Source organism: Reichenbachiella sp. MSK19-1, assembly GCF_003590315.1.
In the GTDB taxonomy this organism is placed as follows: Bacteria; Bacteroidota; Bacteroidia; order Cytophagales; family Cyclobacteriaceae; genus Reichenbachiella; species Reichenbachiella agariperforans.
Map to the genome: position 1 here is coordinate 1,987,916 of NZ_MIER01000002.1, position 15,453 is coordinate 2,003,368.

Annotated in this window: 15 protein-coding genes; 5 read left to right on the forward strand and 10 right to left on the reverse strand. The window is 44.0% G+C overall.

Translation table 11 applies throughout. The features are described 5' to 3' along the window. Window positions 1–176: 176 nt before the first annotated feature. Both BGP76_RS08195 and BGP76_RS08200 read left to right on the forward strand, forming a co-directional pair. Entirely contained in the window at window positions 177–2,096 is a 1,920-nt protein-coding gene (locus tag BGP76_RS08195; protein WP_158584142.1) for a tetratricopeptide repeat-containing sensor histidine kinase, read from the forward strand. A 57-nt stretch (window positions 2,097–2,153) separates the two neighbouring features. Continuing rightward, window positions 2,154–2,354, forward strand: a complete 201-nt coding sequence (locus BGP76_RS08200) for a YwbE family protein (protein WP_073124913.1) — start codon at window positions 2,154–2,156, stop codon at window positions 2,352–2,354. Between the two features lie 19 nt (window positions 2,355–2,373). Here the strand turns inward: BGP76_RS08200 and BGP76_RS08205 are convergent, their stop codons facing one another. From BGP76_RS08205 to BGP76_RS08240, 8 genes are all read right to left on the reverse strand, one after another. After that, window positions 2,374–3,264 (reverse strand): RluA family pseudouridine synthase, encoded by an 891-nt coding sequence (locus tag BGP76_RS08205; protein WP_119844255.1) that lies wholly within the window; start codon window positions 3,262–3,264, stop codon window positions 2,374–2,376. Between the two features lie 76 nt (window positions 3,265–3,340). Continuing rightward, complete coding sequence (locus tag BGP76_RS08210) at window positions 3,341–3,910, reverse strand: hypothetical protein (protein ID WP_119844256.1); 570 nt, start codon at window positions 3,908–3,910, stop codon at window positions 3,341–3,343. Between the two features lie 3 nt (window positions 3,911–3,913). Further along, window positions 3,914–4,717 (reverse strand): N-acetylmuramic acid 6-phosphate etherase, encoded by an 804-nt coding sequence (locus BGP76_RS08215; protein WP_073124919.1) that lies wholly within the window; start codon window positions 4,715–4,717, stop codon window positions 3,914–3,916. Between the two features lie 114 nt (window positions 4,718–4,831). Further along, the gene (locus BGP76_RS08220) at window positions 4,832–6,028 is read right to left on the reverse strand and encodes a toxin-antitoxin system YwqK family antitoxin (protein WP_147407416.1); all 1,197 of its coding nucleotides are present in this window, start codon (window positions 6,026–6,028) and stop codon (window positions 4,832–4,834) included. 57 nt (window positions 6,029–6,085) lie between these two features. Next, window positions 6,086–6,928: a BadF/BadG/BcrA/BcrD ATPase family protein gene (locus BGP76_RS08225; RefSeq protein ID WP_119844258.1), complete on the reverse strand. Its 843-nt coding sequence runs from the start codon at window positions 6,926–6,928 to the stop codon at window positions 6,086–6,088. Between the two features lie 14 nt (window positions 6,929–6,942). Further along, window positions 6,943–7,176 carry a cytochrome b5 domain-containing protein gene (locus tag BGP76_RS08230; RefSeq protein WP_073124928.1) on the reverse strand — a complete coding sequence of 78 codons (234 nt, stop codon included), beginning with the start codon at window positions 7,174–7,176 and terminating at the stop codon, window positions 6,943–6,945. A gap of 119 nt (window positions 7,177–7,295) precedes the next feature. Continuing rightward, window positions 7,296–9,689 carry an endonuclease MutS2 gene (locus tag BGP76_RS08235; RefSeq protein ID WP_158584145.1) on the reverse strand — a complete coding sequence of 798 codons (2,394 nt, stop codon included), beginning with the start codon at window positions 9,687–9,689 and terminating at the stop codon, window positions 7,296–7,298. A 21-nt stretch (window positions 9,690–9,710) separates the two neighbouring features. After that, entirely contained in the window at window positions 9,711–10,301 is a 591-nt protein-coding gene (locus tag BGP76_RS08240; RefSeq protein ID WP_119844260.1) for a DUF4296 domain-containing protein, read from the reverse strand. 47 nt (window positions 10,302–10,348) lie between these two features. Between BGP76_RS08240 and BGP76_RS08245 the strand changes: the two genes are divergently transcribed. The 3 genes from BGP76_RS08245 to BGP76_RS08255 are packed head-to-tail and all read left to right on the forward strand — an operon-like array spanning window position 10,349 to window position 13,176. Continuing rightward, window positions 10,349–11,227 (forward strand): DUF58 domain-containing protein, encoded by an 879-nt coding sequence (locus BGP76_RS08245; RefSeq protein WP_119844261.1) that lies wholly within the window; start codon window positions 10,349–10,351, stop codon window positions 11,225–11,227. A 31-nt stretch (window positions 11,228–11,258) separates the two neighbouring features. Continuing rightward, complete coding sequence (locus BGP76_RS08250) at window positions 11,259–12,131, forward strand: hypothetical protein (protein ID WP_073124939.1); 873 nt, start codon at window positions 11,259–11,261, stop codon at window positions 12,129–12,131. Continuing rightward, window positions 12,124–13,176, forward strand: a complete 1,053-nt coding sequence (locus tag BGP76_RS08255; protein ID WP_073124943.1) for a VWA domain-containing protein — start codon at window positions 12,124–12,126, stop codon at window positions 13,174–13,176. The genes BGP76_RS08250 and BGP76_RS08255 overlap by 8 nt, the downstream gene beginning before the upstream one ends. Window positions 13,177–14,050: 874 nt before the next feature. Here the strand turns inward: BGP76_RS08255 and BGP76_RS08260 are convergent. Both BGP76_RS08260 and BGP76_RS08265 read right to left on the reverse strand, forming a co-directional pair. Then, window positions 14,051–14,503 (reverse strand): DUF1569 domain-containing protein, encoded by a 453-nt coding sequence (locus tag BGP76_RS08260; protein ID WP_119844262.1) that lies wholly within the window; start codon window positions 14,501–14,503, stop codon window positions 14,051–14,053. Window positions 14,504–14,570: 67 nt separating this feature from the next. Beyond that, complete coding sequence (locus BGP76_RS08265) at window positions 14,571–15,155, reverse strand: Crp/Fnr family transcriptional regulator (RefSeq protein WP_099599186.1); 585 nt, start codon at window positions 15,153–15,155, stop codon at window positions 14,571–14,573. Between the last annotated feature and the right edge of the window lie 298 nt (window positions 15,156–15,453).

Genomic DNA, 15,453 nt, shown 5'->3' on the forward strand with positions numbered 1-15,453 from the left:
AATTTGGTCAAGTGCGTGTTAAGAACCATACATCAGTACTGTTTTTACACTCGCGGTTTCACCTGTATATATTTGAGTTATTTTCAAAAACTATTTATTCCTTCAAAAGGGAGTTTTTTGGTATTTTGCAGCTAAATAAGATCATGATCAACATGATTAAGGAGAGATATATACACATGACAAAACTTGCATTAGTTCTATGGATGGTCATCGCTAGCCAGTCACTTTTTGGACAAGGGAGTTCTCCTTTAGAAAAAATTGACAGTCTGCATGTTCTCCTTCAGTCTTCGTCTCATAAGGATCTCGTCGATATATACAACGAGGTTAGCTGGAACTATCGCAATATCCACATAGACTCCACGATCTATTATGCAGACAAAGCTTATGAGCTATCTACCTCCCTAAACTATCCGCTGGGCCTCAGCAAAAGCTTAAATTTCAAAGGAGTGGCTTACCGAAATCAAAGCAATTTCCTCAAGGCACTCTCCTGCTTCTTCGACGCACTCAAACATGCAGAGCAAAGCAGAAATCTTGTTCAGATAAGTTATACGCTGATTAACATCGGTAACATCTATGTCTTCCAGACCAACTACGAAGGAGCTATCGACTACTTCGAAAAAGCGCTCATCAATGCCAACAAACTAGAGGACATAGACCTAATTGCCTATTGCCACGTCAACTTAGGAAGATCCTACGTAGGACTAAAGAATTACATAGATGGCGAAATACACCTAAAGCATGCGCTCGAGCTTCGTAGAAAACAAAAAAACGATGAAGGCATAACAATCACTCGGGTAGACCTGGCCAACTTATATATTTTGGATGAAAAATATGACCGAGCGGAATCCCTGCTACTACAAAATCTAAAAAATGTCAAATCGCTATCTCATCAAACTACGCTGGCTTATTCGTATCTAAACTTAGCCAAGATCGCTTTGCACAAAAACGATTTGAACAAAGCCAAAAAGTACGCAAAACAAAGTCTCAGTGTTTGTGAAGCCAACCGCATAAAAAAAGTAGAAAGTGATATACTGAATCTACTCTCTTCGATCTATGAGGCAGATGGCAATGCTACACAATCCCTTTACTATCTACAGCAGTTCATTATCCAAAAAGACTCCATATTCAACGAAGAGAGTACTCGAAAAATAGAGTCGCTGCATGCCAGCTACGCAGCAGAAAAGAAAGAAGCGGAGACCAAGTTTCTCAAGCAGCAAACAGAGCTCAATCTACTCGTCATCCACAGACAAAAGATCATTATATGGCTAGCCGTCATCATATCGATATTGTTTCTCGGCCTAGCAATCACTGCACTCAAAGCAGCAAAGGACAGGAAGAAAATGACTTTTCAGATCGAAAAACAAAAAGAAGATGCCTTCAAGCACAACAACAGCCTCATCGATCTCAATCATGAAAAAAACAACCTCATTCGGATTCTGTCACATGACCTGAGAGCACCTATCAACAATATCAAAGGACTAACGATGGTACACATGGCCAATCACAACTTTGACAAAGAAGACCGTGACATGCTAGATCATATCGTCACCGAATCAGATCGATTATTGAATATGATCACAAAAATTCTGAATGTAGAAGCCCTCGAAGAAGAAACCAAAAACTATCGTTCGGACAAAATCAATGTCGCTTTTGTAGCGGAGCAGGTGATAGACAACTATCGTTCAGCCGGCAAACAAAAAAACATTCAGTTCACATATGACCTAGGCAAAAAAGCTCGCCATATACTAGGTGATCAGCTAAAGCTGCACCAAACCATGGAAAACTTGATGTCCAATGCGATCAAATTTTCTCCAAAAAACACGACAATTCACGTTCAAATCACGTCATTTGAGAATGATAAAAAGTTGCGTATCTCTTTTAAAGATCAAGGACCTGGCCTCACGGATGAAGACAAGAGTAAAATATTCAAGAAGTTTCAAACCCTAAGTGCTAAACCAACAGGGGATGAACAATCCACAGGACTAGGGCTCTCTATTGCCAAGCAATATGTAGAGCAAATGGAAGGAGCAATCTGGGTAGAAAGTACGTATGGAGAAGGTACCACTTTCCATATCGAGTTTACCCAAGTTCAATAACGATAGCTTATCCAGCGAATATAGTCTAATTTTGATCTCTCAACATACAATCAAGATATGCCTGACGGTAGAAACAGAAAAGATGTACAAGTAGGACTAGCTGTAGATATAGTTCTCAAACAGGACCAACGCAACGGCACACTCACCCGAGGTATCGTACAAAAACTACTCACCAAATCTTCCAATCACCCGCATGGCATCAAAGTCATGCTCGATGATGGTCAGGTGGGTCGTGTCAAACACATTCTGGAAGAATAGGATTTAAATCACGCCTACCTTAACTGGCAGCACGTCTTGCCTCACGATCCATAATCCCTGTAAATTTGTTAGGGATAGGTATTTCTACCTTAACCTCTTTGTTAGTTATAGGATGCACAAACACTAAGCGGTCTGAACACAATAACAACCCCTTGCCATACAGTACATCTATCTGCCCAGAATACAACTTGTCCCCCACTATGGGATGCCCCAAATTAGCCATGTGGATACGCAGCTGATGCGTCCTGCCTGTCACAGGGTACAAATGAACCAATGACAAATAATCATACTTTTGGGAAGGTGAAACACGTATCACCTCATAATCACTCCTCGAGGGCTTATCATCCACTATATCCGTCAGTATCCCTGATGACTCGGCCACCTGTCCAACCACTACTGCTTGATAGCGCTTCCGAATTTCTTTGTACTCAAACTGATGTCCCATCGCTACTTGTGCTCTTTCGGTTTTGGCAACCATAACCAATCCACAGGTGGGGCTATCCAATCTATGAAGCGGACGCATGATCTCCAATGCATCAGGCTCATGTGACGGCTTGAGATTGATCGTCAGGGTGTTTTCTAGCGTTTTGAACATATTACCATTGACAGGTAGTCCCCCTGGCTTATTGAGTACGGCTAAATGATCATCTTCATAGACAACAGGAATAGTTTGCTTGAATACCTTTCTACGTGGTGCACGAACTTCCACCTGACTAGCCACATAGCTAATCACATCTCCGACTACTACCCGCACATCGGTAGACACCGTTTTTCCATTAACCCTAAGTGCCCCAGACTGTATGGACTTGCGAGCCTTTGCCTTAGAGGCTATCCATTGAAACACCTCAGGTGCCAACACATTCAGATAAGGTGACGATTCATTTCCTAATACGGTATAGGTTTCTTGCATACCGCAAAACTATTTAATTCTAACTTTTTCTCCTTGTTTGTCCAGTAGACACTCTGATGTGGGAGCAAAGAAAAAGCTATACGCCTAGACGCTTTTGGATCAAACCATCGATGAGCTGACAAAGAAGTTGGGGCTTCATCGTGCGCCAGTTGATTACCTCAAGATTTCCTCCAGAGTTGATATAAGTATCGATATTAAATTGGTTCATTTCAGCTAGAACAAAATCTCTAAAACCTATGGCTGTCACCCACCCTTCTTCCACATCCTCGAACCACTCTTCGTAGTAGCTATCATCAGACCCATGGAAATTGAGAATATTTTCCCCCACTAGAACAAACTTGGTAATCTCAGCGGCCAGCAACTCATCGACAATGTTTCGTTTGAGATGCATGATATCATTATTTAGGGCATCATTCCACTCGCCTATAAACTCAATCACTGCATAGCCCTGATCATAATCTAAGTACAGAATCTTTACATAGAGAGTTTCTGACCCCATAAAATCCCATCCGGGATCTATATAGTATCCATAAATTGTATCTGAATAAGTATCGTAATTATACTCCTTGCCATGAAATGGCGAATACTCATCTTTGCTAGAATCGTAATATTTCAACCAACCATAAAATGGCTCAATTACATGCATATATCACCCTTTGTATTGATCTATTGCTTCTCGTACAGACCCGTGATCTCCGATGAGACGTTCTGCAATTTTTCTATCTACCTCTATCTCACCCATGAGCATATTGATTGCTCGATCGATCAACTTGGCATTACTGAGTTGCATATCTACCATTTTGTTTCCTTTGACATGACCTAATTTGATCATCACCGATGTAGAAATCATGTTGAGAACGAGTTTGGTCGCTGTACCGGCTTTCATCCGCGTACTGCCTGTGACGAACTCAGGGCCTACCACTACCTCTATTGGGTACTTGACAGCATGAGCAATTGGAGACGCTTGGTTACATACGACACATGCGGTGGTTAAACCTTGGGTCATGGCTTTTTGCACGCCACCTAATACATAAGGAGTTCTACCTGAAGCTGCCACTCCTATTAATACATCTCCCTCAGTAGCGCCGTGTTTTTCTAAATCCTTCCACGCCTGAAACTTGTCATCCTCAGCATTCTCTACTGATTTTCGAATAGCATCATCTCCACCAGCCATGATACCGATCACTCGATCATGTGGCAACCCATAGGTCGGAGGAATCTCCGAAGCATCTACCACGCCCAATCGACCGCTCGTTCCTGCTCCAATATAGAACAGTCGTCCACCAAGATTCATTTTTTGAGCGATCTCTTCTACCAGTGGCACTATGGCGGGTATCGCCTTTGCCACTGCTTGTGGTACACTTTGGTCTTCTTTGTTCATCGAACAAAGAAGTGCCTCCACTGTCATTTCTTGGAGGTCATCGTAGTTTGAGGTTGCTTCGGTTGTAGTCATGGTTCAAAGGTTTGTTATATCCATCATTTTAAGAAATTTTTGAATTAAATTCTTGTTAAGAATTTAGCACGAAACGGTTTTAAATGAATTTCCCCCTCAAATTCAAAATATCCGCTACTGACTGTAACGCTCAGAGGACTGCATGAGTCCCTTGTCATAAGTCTTCCACTCCCCAATGCGTTTCCCCTTTTTATAACCTCCTACCGATAGAAGCAGCCGCTTTTGATCCGTATAATATTCAAACTCCATCCACGCTCCATCTTTATTCCCTCGCTTGTAACTTCCTTGTTCAAAAGCCAACTCTCCGTTGTAGATCCCCTTAAGTTCTTGGTATTCTCCATGCAGGATTCCTTTCTTGTAGTGCTCGATCTTGACTGTATCGGTACGCTGAACTTTATCAGATAAATTAGCCTCACAGCACTGTGCGTAATAGACCCACTGCCCATGTCTCTCGTTTCGCTTCAGCGTCCCTAGCCCAATCACATCATGAAACTGACTCCACAAATCTTCGGGATCATAAAACACCCTGCCCTGAAAAGTAGTCTTCCAAACTGGCGGTTCAGTCTCGCTATCACTTTGGATCAGCATCTCTGCTCCATCCATCCGAAAAACCACTATCCCGGACTCGTCCAAATACGGGTTAAATATCCTGCCTGCAGTTAGCTTTCCTTTATCAAACTTCAATTCGTAAGGAATCGCAAATACTCGAACCTTACCCTCCTCGCGCACGAAATAATCCCGCTGGCTGCTACGATCCACACTGCCGTCAACGGAGACATAGCCCCTATCGTACACCTGCGTGGTATCTTCGCCAGTACCTCTGTGTCTCCATTTCCCCTGACGAAAACCATTCGAAATCCGCCCTTCATTGGTCCAAATTAAAGTAGGCTTACTCTTTGGCATATCCGGCATTGGGATCATAAAAGCAGACTCCTTAATGATCCAATCTCTACCCGCACTATTGATCACCTCATATTTTAACTCCACATGCCCAAAACCATCATCTACCGGTAAGTATTCTCGCTCATCGGACGACCGAAAAGCATAAAAATCACCTTGTAGGTTTTGATTCTCTCTAGCTCCAGCCACCATCAATGTATCATATCGAGGCACAAACGAAGACTCTCCATCATAGCCCATCTGCTCTAGCGAATCCTCTAGCACCACTAGAAGCACTTCATCATTCAGTGCTTCTGCATAAGTCATATCCTTTTGGTACAAGGCGACAATCATGTCTGTATCTACCTGAGTGGATTGCGCTTGTACATTCAGCGCAGCGAGCAACGACAAAACAACTAATCTGTATTTCATAACTTTCAATGTTTTAGGGTTCAAACAAGAACATAGTACAACCCTACAAAAACCATACTAACCCTCTGCCCTGTGATACAAAGCCAATCCTGCCACAGGATCTTCGCTAATCACTCCTACAGCTACTCCCATATCTGTCCCTACCTTTCGAAGAATATTGCTAAAATAGAAAGCCACCGAACCCGTAAAATGCACTGGCACCTCTTGATACCCCGTGTACTTACATACATTCTGCTCAAAAAAATCTTGAAAACAATCGTACGCCATCTGATAAAAGTACGGATGCTGGATATGCTGAAAAATAAATTTAGCAAAGCTTGCTAAAAAGCGAATCGGCATCTCAGATTGATAAATCTGCTCTAAGACTTGATCTCTCGTCAACTGAAACCTAGCATCGAACTTCGCTTTTAAATCCTCTGGAAGTTCGTGCTTAAAATAGCGTTTGATCAACATACGTCCAAGCATATTACCACTCCCTTCATCACCTAGCAAATACCCCAATGAAGTGACATTCTCTACGATGGATTTCCCATCATATAGACAAGAATTAGAGCCTGTACCAAGGATGCAAGCAATCCCCTGTTCTCTACCACACAAAGCACGAGCAGCTGCCATCAGGTCATGGTCCACTGACACTACCGTCTCTGGATACAGCCCAGAGAGCGCATCAGCAATAAGCGCCTTGTTCTTATCCGAAGAACAACCCGAACCATAAAAATGTATAGCGGTCATCTTTGTGTCCTGATGCTCGATGAGTCCCTCACTAATGGCAGATTGAATTTCCTCCTTTTTCATATAATAAGGATTGATCCCTCCCGATTTGGCTTGAGAGATATTCCCTTGTTCGTCAATCAATCTCCAAGCTGTCTTGGTCGATCCACTATCTGCTATTAGTATCATGCTTTGAATTTTATTTAGGATAATATACCCACTACTTCGAACTTGTCAAACACCTTGTCGGTATGTGGTGCATCGCGCAGTTCCTCTGTCAAATCCTGTCCTGCCCAATGTTCGTAGTGTTTGCCATCACGCCACAGCCGCGAACTGCCCACATCGTAGATTTTACCATCATAGGCCACCCAGATTTCTTCACGATCCTGTCCATTGCGAAGCGCTAGTTGTTGTCTGGTGTATGGTTTTAGATTCAATGTTAAAGCGTTTAATTAGAAAGTGAAAAGTTATAAAGTTGACAGAAGTACTGAACCATGTCGTATTGATCTAACGTCCTTTTTCATCTTGGTTCTTGGTTCTAGTCTCCTAATTATAATCAATCTTCCAAAGTCACGACAGTGATCCCCATCCCTCCTCTTTCGACATGTTCATCTGCAGTTTTAATCACTTTGCGATTCTCTCGTAGGACATTCCTGACCAAATCTCTCAATATCCCATGACCTTTGCCATGTAGAATCTTGACCTCTGGATGCCCCAGTAGCAAAGCTTCATCTATATAGTCCTCTACTTTGCCAATAGCCTCTTCTGCTCTGACACCACGGATATCCAGCGTCATATTAAAATTGGCCATTTTGAAGTTCAGATCTATACCTGTCATTTGCTTGACACGATCATCAGTGGTCTGTTTAAATTGCTTACTGGATATCTTTTCCAAATCCTTTAGTTTGACACGAGAGGTCAAGCCTCCCAATGTCAGTTCCACCTGATTGCCTTTGATCGCAACGACCTCACCTGCAGCCCCTGAGCTCACCATTTTCACTTTATCTCCTACTTCTATCTTTTGCTCTTTAGCACTCAATGGCTTGGCGACTTTAGTCACAGCCTCCTTGGCAAGCTGGTCTCGGTGCGTGTGGAGTTGCTCCCTAGCGAGCTGTACCCGTTTCTTATCTGCTTTAGCTTCTTGGATTTGCTTGATGGTCGATTCCACGCGCTTGTTCGAAGACTCGATCACGCGAGCCGCCTCACGCTTGGCATCTTTGAGTACTTCATCCTTTTTCTTATCTAAAAACTTCTTGAGGTCTTGATAATCCTTGATCGAGTCGCTGAGACGCTTATTTTTTGCCTCTATCTCCTTTTTTTGTTTATCAAGATTATTCTTCTCTGCTTCCAGTTCGCTGAGCATGCGGTCGAACTGCACATGAGACACACCAGCCTTCTTCTTGGCTCTTTCGAGCATTTTGGGATCCAAACCTATCTTACCCGCGATCTCTAACGCAAACGAACTACCCGGTTTGCCGATTTCCAACTCATAGAGCGGTTCCAGTTTCTTGACATCATACTTCATCGCTGCATTGACGATCCCGTTGACCTGATCTGCCATTTTCTTGAGATTACCATAGTGCGTGGTGATTGCACCATAGGCTTTGGACTTAGCCAATTCGTACAGTACCACCTCTGCGATCGCTCCGCCAAACTGCGGCTCTGTCCCTGTCCCGAACTCATCGATCAGAAACAAAGTCTTGCTATCGGTATGCTCTAAAAAGAACTTCATATTCGTCAAATGCGAACTGTAGGTACTGAGGTCATTTTCGATAGACTGTTCATCACCTATATCCATGAATATGGACGAGAACATCCCAAACTTAGACTCCTCATCTACCGCCACTGGTACCCCACACTGCACCATATACTGAATCAAACCAATGGTTTTGAGACACACAGATTTACCTCCAGCATTTGGGCCAGACACAAGCAATATGCGTTCAGAAGGCGAGAGCACAATATCCAACGCCTTAATCTCTCGTCCCTGTTCATGGAGAGCATGTTCGAGGATGGGATGGCGTGCTTGCTTCCACGCTATCTTTTGTGTCTTTTCTACCACGGGACAGATACACTCGAAAGTAATCGCAAAACGTGCCTTGGCTTGGATAAAGTCCAACACGCCTAGCATCCGTAATCCACGCTCAATATCTCCCTGATGCATCCTGACCATATCGGTGAGTTCGGTCAGGATACGGATGATTTCACGACGCTCTGCATATTTCAGTTCACGCAGTTCATTGTTGATTTCTAACGCCTCAGCTGGCTCCAGATACACGGTCTGGCCAGTCGCTGACTCATCATGGACAAATCCACGCACGTGCCTTTTGTGCTCCGCTAGTACGGGGATCACCAGTCGACCATCTCGCACCGTGAGCGATGCTCCATCAGGCGTATAGCCATGCTGATCAGCTTGCTTTAGTATCTTATTAACAGCTGTACGCGCACGCACTTGACTCTTAGATATCGCCGAACGTATGCGCATCAATTCCTTACTGGCATCATCACGGAGCTGCCCTTTCTCATCAATTTTGGACTCCAAAGCATGAAGCAACAATGCATCCACTGCGATAGCGCCTAACCTGTCGAACAAGACCGGGTATTCGATTTCGTGCGTAGTAAAGAACAAATGAACCTTCCCTAGTGTATCGACCACCGCTTTGATCTCATGCAGCTGCTCCTCGTCTAGAAAACTACCTGGTACTTGCGCTTGTTTGAGATAGGGAAATATGTCTGTATAAGCAGCAGCAGGAAAACCACCACCACTTGTCAAGATAGACATGAATTCACGGGTCTGTCCCAGCCATTCGTTTACTTTGTCTACACGGGTAGAAAACACCAATCGATCCACAAAATCTTGACCCAGTGGACCGAGACAATTGTCAGAGATGATTTCTTTTACTTTGTCAAAGCTCAGTTTGACTTCTATTTCTTTCGGGTATAAATTCAATGAATATATGAATTAGGCAACTTATAACTTATTCTGTTTGGGCGCAGCAATCTTACGAAGCTTTGGGTCTCTGAGTGAGTCGGTACGGGTCAGCGGCTTTTCCTGCTCTTCTGCTACCGAATCTTCTTTCACCTCTAGAGCCAAAGAGTCGCTCAAACTAACCGTCAGCGAATCTTTCCCTATGTTGGCTATGGAATCCTTGATGGCTTGCTTCCTTTTCTTCTTTTCCTCCGCCAGTCTCTTTTTCTCTTTCTCCTCTTCCTCTTCTAACACCGCTGCATGTTGATCGTTGACATTGAGGCTATCTACTACGACCTCATAGATCTCGTCCAGCAACTCAGGTTTTGATATATAATACTGGTAGCTCTTTTCATACATCGCTTTGTCTACCCCATACTTTTCGAAAATCTCTTGCTCCAGCGAATTGTAGACCTTATTGGTAGAGTCTGTTCTGACTTTCAACAACAATACTTTCGCTTCTAAGAGATGTTGTTCTATCAATATCTCGGTCATCTTGCTTTTTGAGATCACATCTTCTGGTCTATCCCGCTTACAAGCGTTAAGAAATGTTAATGTTAGCACTGCGAGCAAAAAAATAAATTTGTGTCTCATATAAATTTTAAGATTCTCTTAATTTTAAGCTCCCAAAAGTACAATGAATGAAGGACATCCTCAAGAAGCTTAGGAAATACGAGATTAGAATTAGGAAGGCCTTAAACTCCCACATGCAAGGGGACTATCACTCCATCTTCAAAGGATCGGGATTAGAGTATGATGACGTTCGCGCCTACCAATATGGAGATGATGTGCGTACCATCGACTGGAACGTCTCAGCTAAGGGACACGGTACGTTTGTCAAGACCTTTAGAGAGGAAAAAGAGCAAAATGTCTTTTTGATTCTAGACGTCAGTGCCTCCCAAGAGATCGGCACTAAGGGACGTCAAAAAATGGATATCAGCAAAGAGATCTCTGCCCTACTCGCCATGTCTGCTATCAAAGAAAACAGCCAAGTCGGACTTATCTGTTTTTCAGATCAAAAAGAAAAGTATGTAAAACCAGGCAAAGGCATGAAGCACTCCTTTAGCCTAGTCAACGAGATATTCAAACTCGTCCCTCAATCCAAAAAAACAGCTCTCAGCAAGGCGTTTCGTTTCACGAATCAACTGCTAAAAAAGAAAAGTATCGTCATCTTGATCTCAGATTTCATAGATGAAGATTACCAGCATGATCTCAAGGGACTGGCACACAAACACGACCTAATAGCCATACATATCTCAGACATCCGTGAGACGAGATTCCCTAACCTGGGCATCATCCCGATAGAAGACAAAGAATCAGGCCGTACACTATGGAGAAACACCTCTTCGCGAGAATTCAGAAAGATACTAGACCAAACCCATGGACAAAAACAAGCCGATTTGGAGCAATTCTGCAAACGAAACCAAACCGACTACATCAAGATACAAACGGATGAAGACTATGTACCCAAGCTCATCAAAATGTTCAAGGTCAGAAATAAAGCTGGAAAAAGTGGTTAAAAAATTCGTATTCATCTTAGTATCAATCGCTATGTATCAGCCCCTTTGGGCGCAAGACATCGCACCCAAAGGCGTATTCCTAACCGACAGCATCATGATCGGGGAAGAGATCTCCTATACGCTATCGGTGAAGTACCCCAAAGGCTGGCAAATCGTATTCCCAGACTCGACCTACGACTATGCACCGTTCGAGTTCAATAGAAAAACCTACATCTCTACGGTATCAGATAGTACATGGGCCTTTGATAGTGTGACCTATGTACTGAGCAGTTTTGAGATCGACCCCATACAGCAGCTACAGCTGCCTATATACGTTCTTCAAAAAAATGACAGTATAGAAATCTTGTCTGATCCAGACTCTGTCTACTTCCATGACATGATCACGCAGCTACCCGATAGCATTGTGCTCAAAAACAACGTGGCATTTCGCGAACTCATCTATTCGTACAATTATCTATACATAGGAATCGGGACAGCTGTCATATTACTGATACTCGTAGGCGGCTATTTCCTATTCAGGAAAACCATCCACGCCAAGTACCAACTCTACTTCCTACAGCGAGACTACCGACGTTTCGTGCAGCAATACGAAGCAGACATGCAGCGCATCCAAAACGGTAAAGACAACACAGCAGCCATCGAAGGACTCGTACTGAGCTGGAAGACCTTCATGGAGCGAATGGAAAACCGTCCCTTCACCAAATACACCACACGTGAAATCATCGCTGCGGGCTATGGCGGTGAAGAACTAAATGGAACTTTGCGAAAAATTGATCAATCCATCTACGGCAAGGTCGCCATAGAGGATATGCACCAAAACCTAAGTGCACTGAGCCAATTCACAAGCAATCAGTTCGAAATAAAAAAGCAGGAAATCAAAAAACAGGAGACAAACAATGGGTGATCAGGTAGCTAATTCTTCACAATGGCTTTCGTCGCATTGGTTTCAGTGGGAGACCTTGCAAAGCTTCAACTGGGAGCTATCCGTGGTGCTGTACGCATTCTATGTACTCCCGCTCGTGATATTGATATGGTTCGCCATCGATATCATGAAAAAGCAGAGCCTCTCCATCGCCCTGACGGATCGTGACATCAAATGGAGCCCCACTAGCCTACTGCGTCTGATCCCGCACCTGATCATGCTCTTGATCCTAAGTCTACTGCTACTCGCTCTGGCCAGACCACAAAAGACCAACGAAAAAGTAGAGCAATGGACCGAAGGAATAGATATCATGATGCTCATTGATATCTCCGAATCCATGCAAATCGAAGACTTCAAACCCAACAGGCTAGAGGCAGCCAAAGATGTAGCGCGCAAGTTCGTCTTAGGTAGATTTCAAGACCGAATCGGATTAGTGGTTTTCTCTGGTGAAGCCTATTCTCGCTCTCCGCTCACGACGGATTACGACCTACTCAATACCTACATCGATGACATAGATTTCAATCTGATAGAGAAAAGTGGGACAGCCATCGGGAGTGCACTTGCAGTGGGAACCAACCGCATGAGAGAGTCCGAGAGCAAGTCAAAGGTCATGATCCTGATCAGTGACGGAGACAACACCGCCGGAAACATCGACCCCATCATCGCAGCAGAGCTGGCAGATGCCTACGACATCAAAATCTATACAATCGCCATCGGCAAGGAAGGCAAAGTACCCTTCGGAAAGGACTTCTTTGGTCGTACGCGCTACGTCGAGAACACGCTCAATGAAACAACCCTCCGTGAGATCGCCAAAATCGGAAACGGCAAGTTCTACCGCGTCTCCGACAACCAAGCACTGGAGGATGTGTTCATGCTGATAGACAAATATGAAAAAGCGGAGATCAAAGAAAACCGATTCAAGGACACGACAGACTTCTACCCCATCTACCTCAAATGGGCCATCGTCCTCTTCCTCCTTTGGATGCTCCTCAAGTCCACCTTCATCAGCAACATCCTACAGGATTGATAAATAGTGAGTCTTAGTCTCTCCCTACCCGTCTTAGGATCACGTGTGCTTATCTAATGCGACCGGGCAGAATAGAGTGGTTGAAATAAGTGCGTTGCATATAGACCCAAGCCTACCAAACCAAACGTGCCGTCATTGCCCGACTAGGACGAGGTACGAGGACGCAGATCGGTGCAATCCCCCACTACGAGCTGTACAGCTATTACACCTCCTGCAAAACACCAACAACGGGCGGACATCCTTCTATCTGATCAAGTGCCAAATGGTATCTGTCTCTGCTCAATGATTGATTAGGCTACTTCTCCGCTCTCCGATGGGGATAGCCTGGTCTATCGCCAGGCTATGACGGGTAAACATAGAGTAGTGTGAAAGAAGCCCTTTGCATTTGAGCCAAACCTAGCAAACCAAACGTACCGTCATTGCCCGACAAGGACGAGGTACGAGGACGCAGATCGGCGCATTCCCCCACTACGAGCTGCACAGCCGTTACACTTCCTGCAAAACACCAACAACGGGCGGAAATCCTTCTATCTGAGCAAGTGCCAAATGGTATCTGTCTCTGCTCAATGATTGATTAGCCTACTTCTCCGCTCTCCGATGGGGATAACCTGGTCTATCGCCAGGCTATGACGGTTAAAATAGAGCGGTTGAACGCTTTGCATATAGACCCAAGTCTACCAAACCAAACGTACCGTCATTGCCCGACTAGGACGAGGTACGAGGACGCAGATCGGCGCAATCCCCCACTACAAGCTGCACAGCCGTTACACCTCCTGCAAAACACCAACACTTCTACATTTTTGGTCTTAGGATCGCTCGCGCTTAACCTAAGACCAGAGAAATTACCTAGACCAGTAAGAGGGAATTTGTATCACTAGGCCTTAAACTGTCGGAGATGATGATCTGTATGCTTATAGACATACTGCCCGATTTGGTCGCGTGTCATCACTCCAAAAAACGGATGCAAAAACCCAGCGAGTTCGTCGGGACTGATCGTCGAGTATCTCTCCAGTAGTGTCTTCCAGTTGTTCTTCAAAGGCACTATGTCTCCTTCGCCCGTTATTTTGAACGCTGGATGAGTAGGTTGATTTTCTTTCAGAGGATTGTCATTTTTAAGAACCCCTTTCAAGGCTACTTTCCCAAAAAGCCTACCTATAAAAAGTCTCTTGTATTGATTGTCCCCTAGAAACATTCGCTCACTCAAAATACAATGCCTTAGCATCTGATAAGTATTCATTTTGCCCCACGCCGCTGTTGCTTGTGGTGAGAGATTGTCGATTCTGAGCTGTAGTTCGCTCAAGACGTTTTGATCAAAGATTGTTTTCATGATTCAATGGTTAATTAAATGATGAAACAAAATTGGGCATTCGTTCGCTTCCAAATCTTGTCATATGTCAAGAAACAGAACCGCTGGCCATTTCTTTTCTAATCCTACTCAAAGAAGTATCTGTAATGCCCAGCAAAGTTGCGATATGTTTGAGCGATGCATTTTTGATAACCTCAGGATGCTGTCTAAAAAGTGCTTCATACCTTTCTTTAGCAGATTTAGTAATCATTTCAATGTTGCGATTTTTCATCACAAAGTAGCTCCCTACCAACCGCGTACGCCCCGCTTCTCTAAAGTCAGCGATCGAATGAAAGAGCTCTTGAAACCTGTCAAAGCCTAGTCGCCAAGCAGAGCATTTTGTCATCGCTTGGTAGTACTCTGAGGTCTTTTGATGCATGAAGAAAGCAGGCCAGTCTATGACTATTTCTCCCTTCGAAAAAAAGTGAGTGGTAATATCATTGCCCTTTGTATCGATGGCAAAGGACCTCACAAACCCTTCTTCTAAAATGTAATAGTGGTCAATGGTCGAACCGGCATTGAAGAGGTAATCGTTCTTGTCAATGACAACATGCTCAAAAGCATTGACTACCTCCTCCACATCTTTAGACAAGGATAGGTCCTGTTCAAAATATTCTCTAAGTTTTTCTCTCACTGCTATAGGTTGTTTGTGATAGGTATAGTTATAATGGGTGGAAATTAGCAAGCAATAGCCGATCTATCTACGGAGAGGCACACTTTATTTACTAACTTCTCTACAAGGTGATCGAATAGGCATTACCTATCACACTGGGCAGACGTCCTTCTTTGGCATTACAAATACCAAGAAGATTTCAGTCGCATTGGGAAATGCGACCGGTCAGAATAGGGTGGTTGAAATAAGCGCGTTGCATATAGACCCAAGCCTAGCAAACCAATAGTACCGTCATTGCCCGACTAGGACGAGGTACGAG